Source organism: Caldicellulosiruptor acetigenus (genome assembly GCF_026914305.1).
Taxonomy (GTDB): Bacteria; Bacillota; Thermoanaerobacteria; order Caldicellulosiruptorales; family Caldicellulosiruptoraceae; genus Caldicellulosiruptor; species Caldicellulosiruptor acetigenus.
The window spans coordinates 2,091,193-2,106,802 of record NZ_CP113866.1 but is presented as its reverse complement, the minus strand read 5'-3'; the positions used below and the strand labels follow the sequence as shown (position 1 = coordinate 2,106,802).

Annotated in this window: 12 protein-coding genes; 9 read left to right on the top strand and 3 right to left on the bottom strand. The window is 35.5% G+C overall.

Features of this window, described 5'->3' with window-relative positions:
• The first annotated feature begins 41 nt into the window (after positions 1 to 41).
• The 5 genes from OTK01_RS10390 to OTK01_RS10370 all read left to right on the top strand — a co-directional run bounded on the left by OTK01_RS10390 (position 42) and on the right by OTK01_RS10370 (position 7,561).
• Positions 42 to 950, top strand: a complete 909-nt coding sequence (locus tag OTK01_RS10390; protein WP_029228033.1) for a carbohydrate ABC transporter permease — start codon at positions 42 to 44, stop codon at positions 948 to 950.
• A gap of 104 nt (positions 951 to 1,054) precedes the next feature.
• Complete coding sequence (locus OTK01_RS10385) at positions 1,055 to 2,557, top strand: ABC transporter substrate-binding protein (RefSeq protein ID WP_029228034.1); 1,503 nt, start codon at positions 1,055 to 1,057, stop codon at positions 2,555 to 2,557.
• 162 nt (positions 2,558 to 2,719) lie between these two features.
• Positions 2,720 to 4,060 carry an ABC transporter substrate-binding protein gene (locus OTK01_RS10380; RefSeq protein ID WP_029228035.1) on the top strand — a complete coding sequence of 447 codons (1,341 nt, stop codon included), beginning with the start codon at positions 2,720 to 2,722 and terminating at the stop codon, positions 4,058 to 4,060.
• On the top strand, positions 4,057 to 5,928 hold the full coding sequence (locus OTK01_RS10375) for a sensor histidine kinase (protein WP_029228036.1): 1,872 nt from the start codon (positions 4,057 to 4,059) through the stop codon (positions 5,926 to 5,928). Before OTK01_RS10380 ends, OTK01_RS10375 begins: the two co-directional genes overlap by 4 nt.
• Positions 5,921 to 7,561 carry a response regulator gene (locus tag OTK01_RS10370; protein WP_029228037.1) on the top strand — a complete coding sequence of 547 codons (1,641 nt, stop codon included), beginning with the start codon at positions 5,921 to 5,923 and terminating at the stop codon, positions 7,559 to 7,561. Before OTK01_RS10375 ends, OTK01_RS10370 begins: the two co-directional genes overlap by 8 nt.
• A 48-nt stretch (positions 7,562 to 7,609) precedes the next feature.
• Here OTK01_RS10370 and OTK01_RS10365 read toward each other — a convergent pair whose 3' ends face one another.
• Positions 7,610 to 8,830, bottom strand: a complete 1,221-nt coding sequence (locus OTK01_RS10365) for an MFS transporter (protein WP_029228038.1) — start codon at positions 8,828 to 8,830, stop codon at positions 7,610 to 7,612.
• Positions 8,820 to 9,248 (bottom strand): helix-turn-helix domain-containing protein, encoded by a 429-nt coding sequence (locus OTK01_RS10360; RefSeq protein WP_013403912.1) that lies wholly within the window; start codon positions 9,246 to 9,248, stop codon positions 8,820 to 8,822. The genes OTK01_RS10365 and OTK01_RS10360 overlap by 11 nt, the downstream gene beginning before the upstream one ends.
• 272 nt (positions 9,249 to 9,520) lie before the next feature.
• On the opposite strand from OTK01_RS10360, the gene xylA reads away from it, so the two are divergent.
• A complete protein-coding gene (gene xylA / locus OTK01_RS10355) occupies positions 9,521 to 10,837 on the top strand; it encodes a xylose isomerase (protein ID WP_029228039.1) in 1,317 nt (438 codons plus the stop codon).
• Between the two features lie 49 nt (positions 10,838 to 10,886).
• On the opposite strand, the gene OTK01_RS10350 is transcribed toward xylA, so the two are convergent.
• On the bottom strand, positions 10,887 to 11,594 hold the full coding sequence (locus tag OTK01_RS10350) for an arginase family protein (RefSeq protein WP_029228040.1): 708 nt from the start codon (positions 11,592 to 11,594) through the stop codon (positions 10,887 to 10,889).
• Between the two features lie 151 nt (positions 11,595 to 11,745).
• On the opposite strand from OTK01_RS10350, the gene OTK01_RS10345 reads away from it, so the two are divergent.
• From OTK01_RS10345 to OTK01_RS10335, 3 genes are all read left to right on the top strand, one after another.
• Positions 11,746 to 11,922, top strand: coding sequence for a helix-turn-helix domain-containing protein (locus OTK01_RS10345; protein ID WP_029228041.1), 177 nt, complete (start codon positions 11,746 to 11,748; stop codon positions 11,920 to 11,922).
• Between the two features lie 176 nt (positions 11,923 to 12,098).
• Positions 12,099 to 13,661, top strand: coding sequence for a response regulator (locus tag OTK01_RS10340; protein WP_029228042.1), 1,563 nt, complete (start codon positions 12,099 to 12,101; stop codon positions 13,659 to 13,661).
• Complete coding sequence (locus OTK01_RS10335; RefSeq protein WP_029228043.1) at positions 13,658 to 15,442, top strand: cache domain-containing sensor histidine kinase; 1,785 nt, start codon at positions 13,658 to 13,660, stop codon at positions 15,440 to 15,442. The genes OTK01_RS10340 and OTK01_RS10335 overlap by 4 nt, the downstream gene beginning before the upstream one ends.
• Positions 15,443 to 15,610: the final 168 nt, after the last annotated feature.

Genomic DNA, 15,610 nt, shown 5'->3' with positions numbered 1-15,610 from the left:
TTTGTGTGCAAACAAACAGCATGGAAAGGTGATGATAAAATATGCAGTCAAAGAGCAGGTTTTTGCAGATATCTACTGCATCAGAGATTATTTTGCATATCATCTTTGGTATAGTTGCTCTTGCGTGTTTGGTTCCACTCTGGGCTGTGATATCAATTTCTCTGAGTGATGACAATAAGATCAGACAGATAGGGTATAGACTTTGGCCTGTTAAATTGAGCTTAAAATCATACGAGTTTGTATTGGCTCAAGGAGCAGCTATTGTTCATGCATATGGTTTAACTATTTTTGTGACAATTGTAGGGACAATACTAAGTGTGCTTGTGGTTTCTATGTACGCATATATCCTATTCAGAAAAGATTTCAAGTACAGAAAGTTTTTCACATTCTTTGGATTTTTCACAATGCTAATCAATGCCGGGCTTGTTCCCTGGTATATTGTGTGCGTAAATGTTCTTCGCTTAAAAGATACAATATACGCACTAATTTTACCTTATGTAATGAACATGTGGTATGTACTGATTTTTAGGACGTATCTTTCGATGTCTTTACCTGATTCTATCATAGAGTCTGCAAAAATTGACGGTGCAGGGGAGTTTACAACATTTTTCAGAATTGTTGTGCCGCTTGTAAAGCCTGGACTTGCAACAATTGCTCTCTTTGCGGCAATCACATACTGGAACGACTGGTGGCTGCCCTTTATGTTAGTAGAAAGTGAAAAATTATATAATCTTCAATACCTAATGTACAGGGTTCAACAAAAGATTCAATACTTGGCTGAGATAGCTTCAAAAATTAGTCTTGTAAGCGAGAGTCCGTTAAAAGATTTGCCAGCAGAATCTGCACGAATGGCAATGGCAGTTTTAGGTATGGGACCAATAGTTTTAGCTTATCCGTTCTTCCAGCGTTATTTTGTAAAAGGTCTTACCATCGGTGCTATCAAAGGCTGATATGTAATGGTATTAAAGCGGGTATAAGCTTCAGAGCTGCAGTTTTGTTTGCAGCAACCTGAAGCTTATATACAAAAAAATAAAAAGCGGGAGGTTGATTTTTGGTGAAGCTGAAGAAATTTTTTGTAGTGATGCTTGTTGTGGCTTTTGTGCTCACAAGTGTGATTGGCGTTGTGACCGGTTTTGGTGCATCTTCTTCAAAACTTCCTTACGTTAAGCTTACATGGTATGTCATCGGAACTCCACAAAAAGACTGGGATTTAATCAATCAAAAGGTTAATGAGTACATCAAACCAAAGCTCAATGCTGAAATCAAAATGACAATGTTTGACTGGGGCGAGTACAATGACAAGATGCAGACAAAGATTGCAGCTGGTGAGCCGTTTGACATCTGTTTTACTGCAATCTGGACAAACAACTATAGAACAAACGTGGCAAAAGGAGCGTTCTTACCACTCAACAAACCAGGAAATGACCTTCTTTCAAAGTATGCACCAAAGACAAAAAAGATGCTTGGCGATGACTTTATAAGAGGTGCGTCCATCAATGGCATCTTATATGCGATTCCAGCAAACAAGGAAAAAGCACACCACTGGGGATTCATCGTAAGAATGGACTTGGTAAAGAAGTATAAATTAGATGACATGTTTAAAAAGGTCAAGAAATTAGAAGATTTAGAGCCATACCTCAAAATAATCAAACAAAAAGAGCCAGGTGTATATCCGCTTGGAGCATATGCTGGTGAGTCGCCAAGATTCCTTTTGGATTGGGACAAAGTTGTAGACGATGATGTTCCTGTTTCGCTCTATCCAAATAATAAGAGTACAAAAATTGTCAATGAGCTTGAGCAACCAAATACAAAAGCTCTCTTTAAGACAGTCAGAAAATATTACTTGGCTGGTTACATCAGAAAAGATGCAGCAAGTGTAACAGACTGGATGTCTGATTTGAAAGCAGGTAAAGTTTTTGTAATGCCACAATCGCTAAAGCCTGGCAAAGATGCTGAGATGTCAATCTCAACAGGGTATCAGTGGAAACAGATAGACATCACACCACCTGTTATGTCAACAAGAGAAGCTATTGGTTCTATGCAGGCCATCAATGCAAAGTCCAAGAATCCAGAAAGAGCTTTGATGTTCCTTGAGCTTTTCAACACAGACAAATATCTTAACAACCTTGTAAACTTCGGTATTGAAGGTCAACACTATGTATTTAAAGACAAGGCAAAAGGCATCATTGCTCCTGGACCAAAAGCAAAAGACTACAGCCCTGGTCTTGGCTGGATGTTTGGAAATCAGTTTATAAACTATATCTATGAGAATGAAGACCCGAACAAGTGGAAGAACTTTGAAGAGTATAACAAAAAAGCACTGCCGCTTCTGAGCCTTGGATTCAACTTTGATGATTCAAAAGTAAAAACACAGGTTGCAGCATGCAAAAACGTATGGAAGCAGTATATTCCGCTGCTTGAGACCGGCAGTGTTGATCCAGACAGATACATTCCAGAGGCTATTGACAAGTTCAAAAAAGCAGGTGTTGACATTATTATAAAAGAAGCACAGAAGCAGTATGATGAGTTCCTTAAGAAAACAGGAAGAAAGAAATAATTAAAAGAAAAATTACAGACGGGATACTGGTGCAAGATTTATGCACTGGTATCCCGTTTGTTGCTAATATTTGAAAAGAAATAGATTGTGATTTTATCTCAATATAAGATAAAATAAAAGTAAAAACGTTTATACTTCAAAAAATTCAGGGTTGTGATTTTTATGAAAGATTCATTTAATAAGAGGCACATACTGTCAGTAAGTTTCTTTATACCTCTTATAACTACTCTTGCACTCGTAATTGTACTCATATTAAATACACAGAAAACAGTGGAAGAAAGTGTAACTATTGAAAATGAAGAAACAGAGATCACCACAAAGATAAGATTTTTAAGCCCGTGGGGTGGAAGTGACCCTTATGCCGACACACTCTCGTTTGTACTTCAAAAGTTTCAAGAAGAAAATGCCGGCATAACCATTGTCAATGAATCTCTGTTTGGTGATGATTTTTTGATAAAACTTCAGACAGACTTTGCATCTGGCAACCCTCCAGATGTTTTTGGTCTTTTTCCAGGTTCTGTTCGAGACATCCTAATCCAAAGACACCAAATAGCTGATTTAACAGATGTGTTTAAAAAAGATGTAAAGTGGTATCAAAGTTTTTATACTAACATGTGGAAGTATGTGACTTTCAATGGGAAAATTTATGGTGTTCCGCTTGAAACAATAGTTGAGTGCCTTTTTGTCAACAAGGATATTTTTGAGAAGTACAATCTAAAAGTTCCTCAGACATTTGATGAGCTGATAAATGTTTCAAAAATACTGAAGAGCAAAGGAATTATTCCAATTGCTTTCAATGCCCAGCCAGAGGGGACATACATATACCAGAACATTATTGTTTCGATAGGAACAAAGCATGATGTAGAAAATCCGCTCAAGAGCGGTGAATTTTCATCACCTTACATAAAAGCTCTTGACTATTTAAAAGCTCTTTACAAGGCAGGTGCCTTTCCAGCAAACTACTATTCACTTACCAGCAAACAACGAAATGATTTGTTTTTGACAAAGAAGGCAGCAATGATTGTCCAGGGTTCATGGTTCATTCCAAAGTGTGACCCACAGACAGTTGACATATATTTTTTCCCTCAGGTAAACAATACAGGGAAAAAGCATTTGATTTACGGTCTTGGTGGCGGGACATTTTATGTCAGCAGTCAAGCCTGGCAAGATAGAACAAAGAGAAGCTGGGCGATAAAACTTTTAAAATTTTTGACCTCCGAAAAGGTTGCAAGAATATTTGTTGAAAGAACGGGACTAATTTCAAATGTGAAAATAGAAAACCCGCCCAATGTCAAAAATCCTCTGCGTTCAAAAGTGGAAGGGCTTATAAAAGAAGCCGATGTGCTTGTTGCACCGCCTGACCATTTTGTTGACAGAATGGTTTGGGAAGAGGTTATAACTAAAAATATTCCTTATTATCTACAGGGCACAATTTCTTCAAAGTTATTTTGGGAAAGAGCAATCAAAGCGTGGGAAGAGAATATGGAAAAATTGGGTGAATGAGAATGTTCAAAATAAAGATGATTTTTAGGAACTTAATAAAATATTATCGTACCATTTCCATAGACAAAAAATTTTTAGCAGTTTCATACATTCAAATATTTATTCCAATAATCCTCATTGGGGTTATAAGCTTTAGAATTTCGTCAGATTTGATATTCAAAAAATATGTGGGCTACACCTCTGATGTTATAAAAACAGCAAGGCTGCGAATTGTTGACAAGATAAATGAGATAAATAGCATAACTCAGGATATTTTGTATCAAACAGAACTATACAATGTTTTGGACAAATCAATGAAAAATGTGGATTACTACGATGATGTTGCTTCACTTACAAACAAGTTTCGAAAAATAATCTTAGGGCATCTTGATGTGCAATCAATAGGGGTATTCACAAAAGAGAAAAAGCTGTGTATAGTTGATAACACTTCAAAGGAAGTAGGACTTGACGAGATAATACCATCTCAAATCTCTTTAGAAAAAGTGTATGACATTGCTGCAAAAGGAAACGGGAAACCTGTTTGGTGTGTAGCTTTACTGAAAAGAGACAAAGACAGCAAAGTGGCAGTCTTGATAACAAGGTGCATAAATAATCCACAGACATTAAAGTTTGAAGGAATTTTAGCTGTTATGATAAACACAGAGCTTTTTGACAAGACATTTTCCGAACTTGTTGCAGAAAAAAGTCAGGCAATTGCGGTAGTGGGAGATAACATATTTATTTCAACAAAGGGCGAGATGAATGAAGAAAAAATCCTCAAGTTTATGTCTCAAGTGAAAAATAAAAACGGTGTTGTTACATATACTTCTAACGAATACATTGTCAATATTCTGCCAATAAAACAAGTAGACTGGTACATAGTGACTTCTATCCCGGTTAAAGTATTGTTCAGAGATATAGATAAACTCAGGATGTGGCTTATAGTTTTGTGTTTTTTGTCGTTTGTGATAACGTCAGCAATGTCGCTGATGCTTTCAATGGACTTTTTAAAACCAATTAATGCTATCGTGGAAGCAACAAAAAGAATTAGAAAAGGAGAATACAAGACAATAGAAAATCTTGACAGAAAAGATGAACTTGGTATTCTTATTGATAACTTTAACAATATGGTGGTAAAAATAAATCATCTGATAAATTCAATTTACAAGGAACAGATAACACGAAAAGAGGCAGAACTAAAAGTTTTGCAAACCCAGCTAAATCCCCATTTTTTGTTTAATATTTTGGAATCGATTAACTGGCTTGCACAGCTAAATGGCGTATCCCAAATAAGCGATGTTGTCATTGCGCTTTCAAAGCTTTTAGAGGTGAATCTAAAAGAAGAGAAGTTTTTAACCTTAGAGGAAGAAATAAAATATATAACCTCATATGTTTCAATTTTGAAGATAAACTTTGGTGAAGACAATTTAAAACTTGAAGTGGATGTGGACAGAAAAGCTTTAAAACTTAGAATTCCTAAACTGCTAATACAACCTCTTGTAGAAAATTCTATCTTTCACGGCATACGCCCAAAAGGTTTTGGCAAGATATTTGTGGGTGGTTATATTTGGAACGATAAGCTTGCCATAATTGTAAAAGATGATGGTGTGGGAATACCACCTGAAAAATTAAAGGGGATACGTCAAGATTTAGAAGGTGACAATGAGGTCTTCCTTGAACAGGAGGAAAGGTCCTATACAAGAATAGGGCTTGTAAATGTGGTAAAGAGACTAAAGCTCATCTATGGCAGAGATGCAAGCTTTTCAATTGAAAGCCTGCCACAGAGAGGCACTACTATAAAGATTGAAATTCTGTTGGATGCGCTCAGCAGAGCGGTAGAGGAAAGCTTACAGGAATTTTCTGGCGAAGGGGAAGAGGAAGATGTATAAGATTGTAATAGTTGACGATGACATGCTTATTCGAAAAGGAATTAGAAATGTTATAAGATGGAAAGATTTAGAGTGTGAAATTTGCGCTGAAGCTTCAAGTGGAGATGAGGCTTTAAAGGTAATCGAGGAGGTAAAACCTGACATTGTCATTACAGACATCAAAATGCCCAATATGGACGGAATTGAACTCATTGATAGGATTAAAAAGATTATTCCCCAGTGCAAGATTGTGATTTTGACAGCTTACAGGGAGTTCGAGTATGCCCAGAGAGCTATAAAATACGGTGCTTTTGATTTTCTTCTAAAACCAACGAAGGTTGAAGATATAATAAATGTAGTGCAAAAAGCCATAAACGAGATAAAGAAAGAAAAGACAATAGTTGAGGAGCTGGAAAAGATAAATAGCATTTTGAAAGAAAAACTTCCCATCTTAAGAGAGAATTTTTTGTTCAATGTCATATTTGAGATGATTTCAAATGAAGATGAAATACTTCAAATGGCAACGTTTTATGAAATTGAGATTGGCAGTTTCTTGATGATATTAGCCGAGTGCAGTACAAAAGAAGAAAGAGGAAGACAGAATACTCATTTGTACCTTTTGGGAATATCAAATATGCTAAATGACTTTTTGAGCAACGATTTTACCATTTATACTATTTATTTAAACAACTCTCAGGCAGTGTATATTGTAAGCTCAAAGAAAGAACTTGAAAAAGAAGAAGAGAAGAGGTTTTTTGAGCTTTTGAGCCAGCTAAAAAAAGCAGCAGTGGAGTGTTTTAATATTGATTTGACACTTGCAGTAAGTACGTGGGGCAGGGGCATTGTGCAGCTTCCAGACAAATATAAGGAGTGCATAGATGCGATAAATTACAGATTTTATTTTGACGAAGAGGATATCATATATTACAAGGACCTTTCTCACTTTTTCATGTACGTGGATGACAGAAAGTTGAAAAATCTGAAAAATGAAGTTTTGTTGAGTGTCAGATACGGAAATTATTCAAATATAAATAATCTCTTGCTTGAGCTCGAAGAGACCTTGAAAAAGTCAAAAGCAGATAAACAGTACATCTTCAATTTTTACTATCTTCTGCTCATTGAAATAAATATGATAAAAGCTCAGCTTTCTTCGACCATAAATAAACCTGATAATCAAGAGATGTTTGAAAGTATTGATTATTTTAATGAGATTATAAAATGCAAAAGTTTGTCAGAACTCAGCAACATCTTGCGAATATCTATCCAGCGTACAATTGAAGAAGTCCAAAAACACAACCTAAACAAAATGGGCAGTTTAATAAAAAAGGTGATAGATTACATAAAAGAAAACTACCACTCAGGCGAGATTTCCCTCAGCGATATTTCAGAAAAATTTTTTGTAAGTCCTTCATATTTGAGCAGACTGTTCAAGAAAGAGACAGGAAAAAACCTTTCCGACTTTATAAATGAGTATAGAATAGAAAAGGCAAAGCAGCTTTTGCTCACAACCGACCTTAAAACATACGAGGTTGCAGACAGGGTTGGTATTCCAGACCCGCACTACTTTTCAAGACTTTTTAAACGCTACACTGGCTACAGCCCTTCTGAATACAAAGAAGGTGCAAAACTAAAAGGCGAAAAAGTAAGCGAATAAAAAGAGGGGCATGCAAGAAATAGCCCCTCTCATTTTTTGAGCTTAAAATTATTCTTGCTTCATGTTCACTACCTTCAGTAGCATCACTGAGGCAAAAATAGCAAGGATGGCGCCGAAGATGAAAGGTGCAGAAGGACTTATATATTGCCACAAAAATCCTGCAACCAAACTTGCTGGAAATGCGAAAATTCCAACAGCGCCGTTGTAAAGACCGTAAGCTGTACCTCTTTTTTCAGGGGGAACTAAATCTGCAACAAGTGCCTTTTCAACACCCTCTGTAAGTCCATAGTAAAGACCGTACAGAATGTAAAGAGCAACTATTTGATATGTCTTTGTGACAAGTCCAAAACCCAAGTATATCAGGGCATATACAATCCATCCTGCCACAATCAGGTACTGACGTTTTATTTTATCTGACAAAATTCCAGCGGGGTAGGAGCTTAAAGTTGTTATCAAATTGAAGGCAGCCAGCATCAAAAATATCTCTAAAACTGTCAATCCTCTGTTTTGAGCCTGCAGGATTAAAAAAGCATCTGAAGAATTTCCAAGGGTAAAGATTGAAATTGTCAAAAGATATAGTTTAAACTTTTTATCAAATCCTTTCAATGATAGGTTAACCTTTGCTGCAGAGGGGTTTTGGTTTTTAGTATCTACTGCAAATGCAATTATTAAAAAAAGCGCAATAAAGACTGGAAGAATTGACACCAAAACAAGAATCTGAAATAGGTGTTGAGTGAGCTTTAAGGTGTTTTTTGATGTATGGTATATTATGAAACTGCCCACAATCAAAGCTAAAATTGCCCCTGCAGGGTCCATTGCTCTGCTAAAACCAAATGCCTTTCCAAGTTCTTCTTTTTTGGTTGTGTTGGCAATCAAGGCATCACGAGGAGAGGTCCTTATGCCTTTTCCAACCCTGTCCAAAAACCTTATTACCAAAACAAATACCCAGTTATTGGCAAAATATAAAAGTGGTTTTGAAAGTGCCGAAAGGCCATAACCAATGGTTACAAGCCACTTTCGTTGGTTTAGCTTGTCTGAAAGATACCCTGAAAAGATTTTTAGGATTGTTGCGGTTGAATCTGCCACACCTTCAATAAGACCTATTACAGAGGTTTTTGCATTTAAAACGTTTTTCAAGAAAAGAGGAAGAGCTCTTATTGTCAGTTCGCTTGAAAAATCGTTGAGAAAACTTACAAAACCGAATATAAAAGCGTTCCAAGGTATGCCAAGAATCTTCTTTTCCTCAAGATTGTTCTTTTCATTCTTCACTCTCAATCTCTCCTTTCTCATCAGTTTGCCATTCAAATTCAAGCTCAAACTTTATACTGTCGCTTCTTTTCTTGATTTTGACTTCCATTTCCACATTATCTGGAAAATCAAACTTCCGGTCTTCAATGGTAATAGACTTTTCGCGAGAGATTGTGTCAAGAATCTCTTTTGCATGAGAAATGAGATTTTCAGTCTTTCCTTTTCTTGTCTCTTCAAAACGAGAGATTGTCTGATTTTTAAAATAATCTTTTGATGAACCTCTTCCAAGCCAATCAAGCAAAGCGTGTTTAGAAAAACGCCACTCTCTACCTATCTTTCTTGCTGGTATGTCTTCGTCTTTTAAAATTTGATTGAGTGTTTTTGTAGAGATTTCCAGAAACTCAGCCGCCTCTTCAAAGTTTAAAACCTCTTTTTCCATCTGTATCACCTCATAGTACATCTAAGTTCTACTTAAATTATAGTTATATTATAAACAAAATACATTTAAAATTCAAGTTGAACTGACGGCGTGCTATTTTCTTTGGAAAAAATTTTTTTGCTTTAAAAGAAGGATTTTTTGAAAAAATGAAGAATATATATTATAATGATGTTAGTTTGTTTAATAAACAAACTAATTGTATACAAGAATTTTGTTTAAAACTTAGATGTGCTTAAAAAATTTTTCATTATAGAAGGAGAGTGAGTTATAAAATGAAATACTTCAAAGACATTCCAGAAGTAAAATATGAAGGACCACAGTCAGACAATCCATTTGCTTTCAAGTATTACAATCCTGACGAGGTTATTGATGGCAAGCCTTTAAAAGACCACCTTCGTTTTGCAATTGCTTACTGGCACACGTTCTGTGCAACCGGTAGCGACCCTTTTGGACAACCTACAATTAATCGTCCATGGGACAAGTTCTCAAACCCAATGGACAATGCAAAAGCAAGAGTTGAAGCTGCATTTGAATTTTTTGAAAAGCTAAATGTTCCATTTTTCTGCTTCCACGACAGAGACATTGCACCTGAAGGAGAAAATTTAAGAGAAACAAACAAGAACTTAGATGAGATAGTTTCTATGATCAAAGAATACTTAAAAACAAGCAAAACAAAGGTTCTGTGGGGAACAGCAAACCTATTTTCGCACCCACGATATGTGCATGGTGCTGCAACATCCTGCAATGCCGATGTTTTTGCATATGCAGCCGCGCAGGTGAAAAAGGCATTAGAGGTTACAAAGGAGCTTGGCGGCGAAAACTATGTATTTTGGGGCGGAAGAGAAGGTTATGAGACGCTTTTGAACACCGACATGGAGCTTGAGCTTGATAACTTAGCAAGGTTTTTGCACATGGCAGTTGACTATGCAAAAGAGATAGGGTTTGACGGTCAATTTTTGATTGAGCCAAAACCAAAAGAACCGACTAAACATCAGTACGATTTTGATGCTGCGCATGTTTATGGTTTTTTGAAAAAGTATGACCTTGACAAATACTTCAAGCTCAACATAGAGGTAAACCATGCAACCTTGGCAGGACATGATTTTCACCATGAGCTGAGGTTTGCGCGAATAAACAATATGCTTGGTTCAATTGATGCTAACATGGGAGATCTGCTCTTAGGATGGGATACAGACCAGTTCCCAACAGATGTAAGACTTACCACGCTTGCTATGTATGAAGTTATCAAGATGGGTGGTTTTGACAAAGGTGGACTCAACTTTGACGCAAAGGTAAGAAGAGGTTCTTTTGAGCTTGAAGACTTGGTCATTGGTCACATTGCAGGGATGGACGCTTTTGCAAAAGGATTTAAGATAGCATATAAGCTTGTCAAAGACGGTGTATTTGATAAGTTTATTGAAGAAAGGTATAGAAGCTACAAAGAAGGGATTGGAGCTAAGATTGTAAGTGGTCAGGCAGATTTTAAGACGTTAGAAGAATATGCTTTGAATCTTTCAAAGATAGAAAACAAATCTGGCAAGCAAGAGCTTCTTGAGATGATTTTGAACAAATATATGTTCAGTGAATAAAACCGACATTCCCAACTGAAGGCTGGAAGGAGCTTCCTTCCAGCTTTTTTCATGCGACAATACTTTGAGATTTTGCTGTGAGCAGTAGAAGGAGTTTTAAATTTATATCTTCGCTTTTTTTATGCTCAGGTGAGAAAAACTGTGCAGGTGGTTCACCACAAATGTCTGCTCCGACTATCTCAAAAGCTGATGAGAGATATAAAACTATTTCAATTAGTGTTTTGGGCAGACAATGTCCTTGGTCCCAGGTTGTATTTATTGAAGATTTTGTCAAGATGTCTTTGTCAATACTTATATAAACCGGTAGGTGAGGTTTTATCTTTTTGTATTCAACTGGTGAAAAGATTTTGATTTTATTGTTGTAAATATTTTTCTTTTCTTCTGAAAGAACAAAGATTTCGGCAACATGATTTAAGGCTGCTGCATCTTTTAACCACGAACCACATGTTATAAATCCCGGATAAGTGTCTGAATAGTCAACGTGTTTGTCTATGACTATTAAAGAAAGAGTCTTATTAAATTTTTTTAAAAGCATATATGTAATGTGATGGTATTCGCCAGCACCAAGAAAGAACAATGAATTTTCAACTTTTTTTATTTTTTCTGATATTGAGTCAAATATCTTTTTTGAACACATATATTTAGTTGAGGAGAAATTTTTGAGTTCAATGCAAGTGCACATCTCTTTAAGTCTTGGCTGAAAAGAATAATACTCATCAAACATCAAAATGTATGAAGAAGATAATAAGCTTTTCATGCTCATCATCTCCTTCTTTTGCAGGGTTTACATATATAATTATATCACTTTAAGGTGAAGATGCTGTTATAAAGAAGCAAAATGGTGGTATAAAAATTTATTGAAAGCAGAAGATATTGTAGAAATTAATGTTGGAAGGGAGATGAATTTTGTGAGTCCAAAAGAGATGGTGTTAGAGGCTTTGAAGAGTTCTCCAGAGCCGTTGAAAACTCAGGATATTGTTCAAAAGACAGGACTTGACAAAAAAGAAGTTGAAAAGGCTATCAAGGAACTAAAAAGTGAAGGGCTGATAGAGTCACCAAAACGCTGCTTTTACAAGGCAAAATAAGCACTTAAAAAACTTGTTGCCTGTCCACTTTGTAAGGTGCTAAAAAAGATGGACAGGCTTTTTTTATTTTTTTTAGCTACTTAAAGAGTTTATATGGTGTATAATATTCAAGTAGAAAGCCTGCAAAAAGTTGTGCAAGTTAATCTTTTTTCTCTGTTGGGAGGAAAGCTAATAAAATGTTTAAGCTTCTAATTGTAGAAGATGAGAAGATAACACGAGAAAGTCTTGAAACATTGATACCATGGAATGAATTTGGAATTGGGGAAATTAAGAGTGCCAAAAATGGGCAGGAAGCCTTGGAGATTGTAAAAAATTATATTCCCGACATTCTGCTGTGCGATGTAAGAATGCCACGGATGGATGGTATAGAGTTTTCAAAGAGGTTAAAAAGCATTTTTCCAAAATGCAAAATAGTCTTTATAAGTGGCTATGCAGAAAAGGAGTATCTTTTGTCAGCCATCCGTTTGAATGCAATTGACTACATTGAAAAACCTCTCGATATAGAAAAGATTAAGAGCACAATGAAAAAAGTTGTGGAGATTATAGAGTTTGAAAGAAAAGAGGAGGAAGAAAGAGAGAGACTGAAAGAACATTACAATGAGAGTATATATTACGCTGCTTACCAGCTTGTTCAACAGCTTCTAAAGGATCAGCCCGATTATAGCATTTTCAAAAAGTATACTGCTGAAGATTTTTTAACATCGACATTAGATATTATAGTAGGACTTGTCGATTGGAAGGGTGAAGAGGACCATTTAAATGAGATGGTGTCAAAAGAAATATATAACCAATTTATGACTAAAGATTTTGATTCTAAGTTTACTCTGCTATTTTCGTTTTTGTCACAGAATAGTTTTGTTTTTGTTTGCAGTAAAAAAAATGATGTTGAGATAAACAGGGCAGCAGATATACTCAGAGAAGTTTTTTCACAAAAAGGAGAGATTTCGGCAATAGTTGCAACTTCAATTAAGGCAACTCAGGTAAAACACAGCGTTGAAAATATGCTCAGAATACTCAAAAAGAATATATTCTATAATGGGTTTGGCAGTTTATATACATATGAGAATGTTGTTGAGAGAAATGAACAGGAGATTAATTTTGACTTTGAAAAATTTGAGGAATATCTAAAAAGGGATGATATAAAAAAGGCCAAAGAGGAGATAGAGAAGCTATATTTTTGGCTTAAGTCAAACCAAGGCATTGATATTGAAAAGGTAAAAAATATATTTTTTGAGATGCTCTTAATTGCATACCAAGTAGGAAGACAAAGAAAAATAACACAGCTTTTAGATGAAGCTGGGAGAGCAAAAAAATGGCGCGAAATAGAACAAAAGCTTACTTTAAACCAGCTAAAAGAGGTTATTTATGAAACTCTTGATGGAATATTTGAGTTATTTACAACACGTGGCAATTTAAATCGAAAGGTATATCAGATAATGAGGTTTATTGAGGAGAACTTTTATGACAAGCACCTGAGTGTTCAAAAGATAGCTAACCATTTTTATTTCAGTCCAAATTATTTGTGTAGTATGTTCAAAAAAGCAACTGGTAAGACACTCAACGATTATATAACTGAAGTCAGAATTGAAAAAGCCAAGCAGCTTCTAAAAGATAATAGCATCAAGCTATATGAGATTGCAGAGAGAGTTGGATTTGGAGACCCGAATTATTTTTCAGCCCTGTTCAAAAAGAAGGTTGGAATGACTCCATCTGAATTTAGAGAGAGGTATTATGTATGAAGAGGATTGTAAACGCTTTTTCAAATATGAGTATAAAATACAAATTGTTTGCTTCATATATGTTTGTGATTTTAATATCATTTGGTATATTTTCTTTTATGAACTACGTTATTGTTGGAAGGGATGTCGAAAAACGGGCTATTTATTCTTCTGGCAAGATTGTGGACCAGACAGCTTCTTTCTTGGAAAACAGGGTGTCATCAGTCAAAAATGTACTGAACATTTTAGCTCTTGATTCAACCGTGCAAGAGCTTGTAAACAGGCCTGATGACTATTACTACGAAAACATAGGTAACTGGCTTGTAGACTCTCAGAGATTTACAAAGCTTTTTTACAGTACATGCCAGAATTTTGACATACTCAGCATCTCAATTTATATGACACAGGGATTGGCTAAGCTCAGTGAAACAGATAGTTATTTTCTCTTTGAGCGGATTGAAAAGCTTCCATGGTATCACCAGATGGTTTTAAAAGGAGAGCTTTTTGCTTGGGTTACTCCCAAAATGCTAAATATCGCACGAAAAGATGTTGTGTCTTTAATAAGACTGATTCCAGACCCTAAGAATATTAGTGAATACAAAGCTGCGCTCAGAGCTGATATTTCGATTGCTGAAATTGAAAGAATTCTAAATCAGGCTTTGTTTACAAGCAGAACACTTGCTTTTATTGTCAATTCAAATGGTGAAGTGGTTGCACGTTCTTTAAATAAGACAAACTTATCCCTTGGAGAGATGATAAAAGGGATAGAAAAGAATATATTATATCAAGAGGCAAATGTTGTTGAGATAGAGGTAGGGGGTGAGAAACTTCTTGTTCGCACAAAGAGTATTAGTGATACAGATTGGTATCTTGTACTGGTTACACCTTACAAAGAGATTCATGAGCTTAATATAAAAACCATCAAACAGGTCTTTTTCATGATATTCTTGATTACACCTTTTACATTGATATTTGCTTTCTGGGCAGCAACATCAAGTACATCAAGAATTAAAAGGCTTACTCATAATATGAAGAAGGTTATTGAAAAAGGTGATTTTAATATAGAATTGGACTCTCACTCTCAAGATGAGGTGGGTCAGCTCATATATACCTTTAACTATATGTTAAAAAAAATAAAAGAGCTTTTGTATCAGCAGTACCAGCTTGGCAAGGAGAAGAAAAATTTGGAGCTCAAAGCTCTTCAATCACAGATAAATCCTCATTTTCTGTACAACACCCTTGACCTTATAAACTGGATTGCAATTAAAAACAAAAATGAAGATATTTCAAGGCTTGTAACCTCTCTTTCTCAGTTTTATAAATTGAGTCTTAGCAAGGGTGAAGACGTTGTAACAGTGGAAAATGAGATAGAACATGTGAAGGCGTATGTGATGATTCAAAATTACAGGTTTGACAATTGCATTGACCTTAAGATAGATGTTCCACAAAAACTTCTACAAGCGCGGATACCAAAACTGACTCTTCAGCCGCTTGTTGAAAATTCTATTCACCATGGGATTTTGGAAAAAGATGAGCAGAAAGGTACTATAATCATAAAAGGCGAAATAATAGATGACAAAATGGCTGCGATATATGTTATTGATGATGGCGTTGGAATCTGCGAAGAAGTTCTTGAAAAGATAAAGAAGGGAGAGGTTGAGACTACAAGAGGACATGGTTTTGGTATAAAAAATATAAACGAGAGATTAAAAATCTATTTTGGAAATGAAGCTGGACTGTTTTATGAGAGCAAAATAAACGAGAAAACAGTTGCAAAAGTTCTGTTTCCTGTGGAAGAATAGTGATAAAACAGTAGTTAAATTTTTATCCTTTCAATACTCAAAAAATGCGGAGGCTGGTTTTGAAAGGCCAGCTTCTATTTTTTTGCAATTTTTATTATCTTAATTTTACAAAGAAAATATTAATTTTGTCTGATATGAATTTTTAACTGACCTTTTATAATAAGAAAT

What these genes read in the sequence shown, in the direction of transcription:
- OTK01_RS10390 (WP_029228033.1), top strand. Translation starts at nt 42, where the DNA reads ATGCAGTCAAAGAGCAGGTTTTTGCAGATATCTACTGCATCAGAGATT.
- OTK01_RS10380 (WP_029228035.1), top strand. Translation starts at nt 2,720, where the DNA reads ATGAAAGATTCATTTAATAAGAGGCACATACTGTCAGTAAGTTTCTTT.
- OTK01_RS10375 (WP_029228036.1), top strand. Translation starts at nt 4,057, where the DNA reads ATGAGAATGTTCAAAATAAAGATGATTTTTAGGAACTTAATAAAATAT.
- OTK01_RS10370 (WP_029228037.1), top strand. Translation starts at nt 5,921, where the DNA reads ATGTATAAGATTGTAATAGTTGACGATGACATGCTTATTCGAAAAGGA.
- OTK01_RS10360 (WP_013403912.1), bottom strand. Translation starts at nt 9,248, where the DNA reads ATGGAAAAAGAGGTTTTAAACTTTGAAGAGGCGGCTGAGTTTCTGGAA.
- xylA (WP_029228039.1), top strand. Translation starts at nt 9,521, where the DNA reads ATGAAATACTTCAAAGACATTCCAGAAGTAAAATATGAAGGACCACAG.
- OTK01_RS10350 (WP_029228040.1), bottom strand. Translation starts at nt 11,594, where the DNA reads ATGAAAAGCTTATTATCTTCTTCATACATTTTGATGTTTGATGAGTAT.
- OTK01_RS10340 (WP_029228042.1), top strand. Translation starts at nt 12,099, where the DNA reads ATGTTTAAGCTTCTAATTGTAGAAGATGAGAAGATAACACGAGAAAGT.
- OTK01_RS10335 (WP_029228043.1), top strand. Translation starts at nt 13,658, where the DNA reads ATGAAGAGGATTGTAAACGCTTTTTCAAATATGAGTATAAAATACAAA.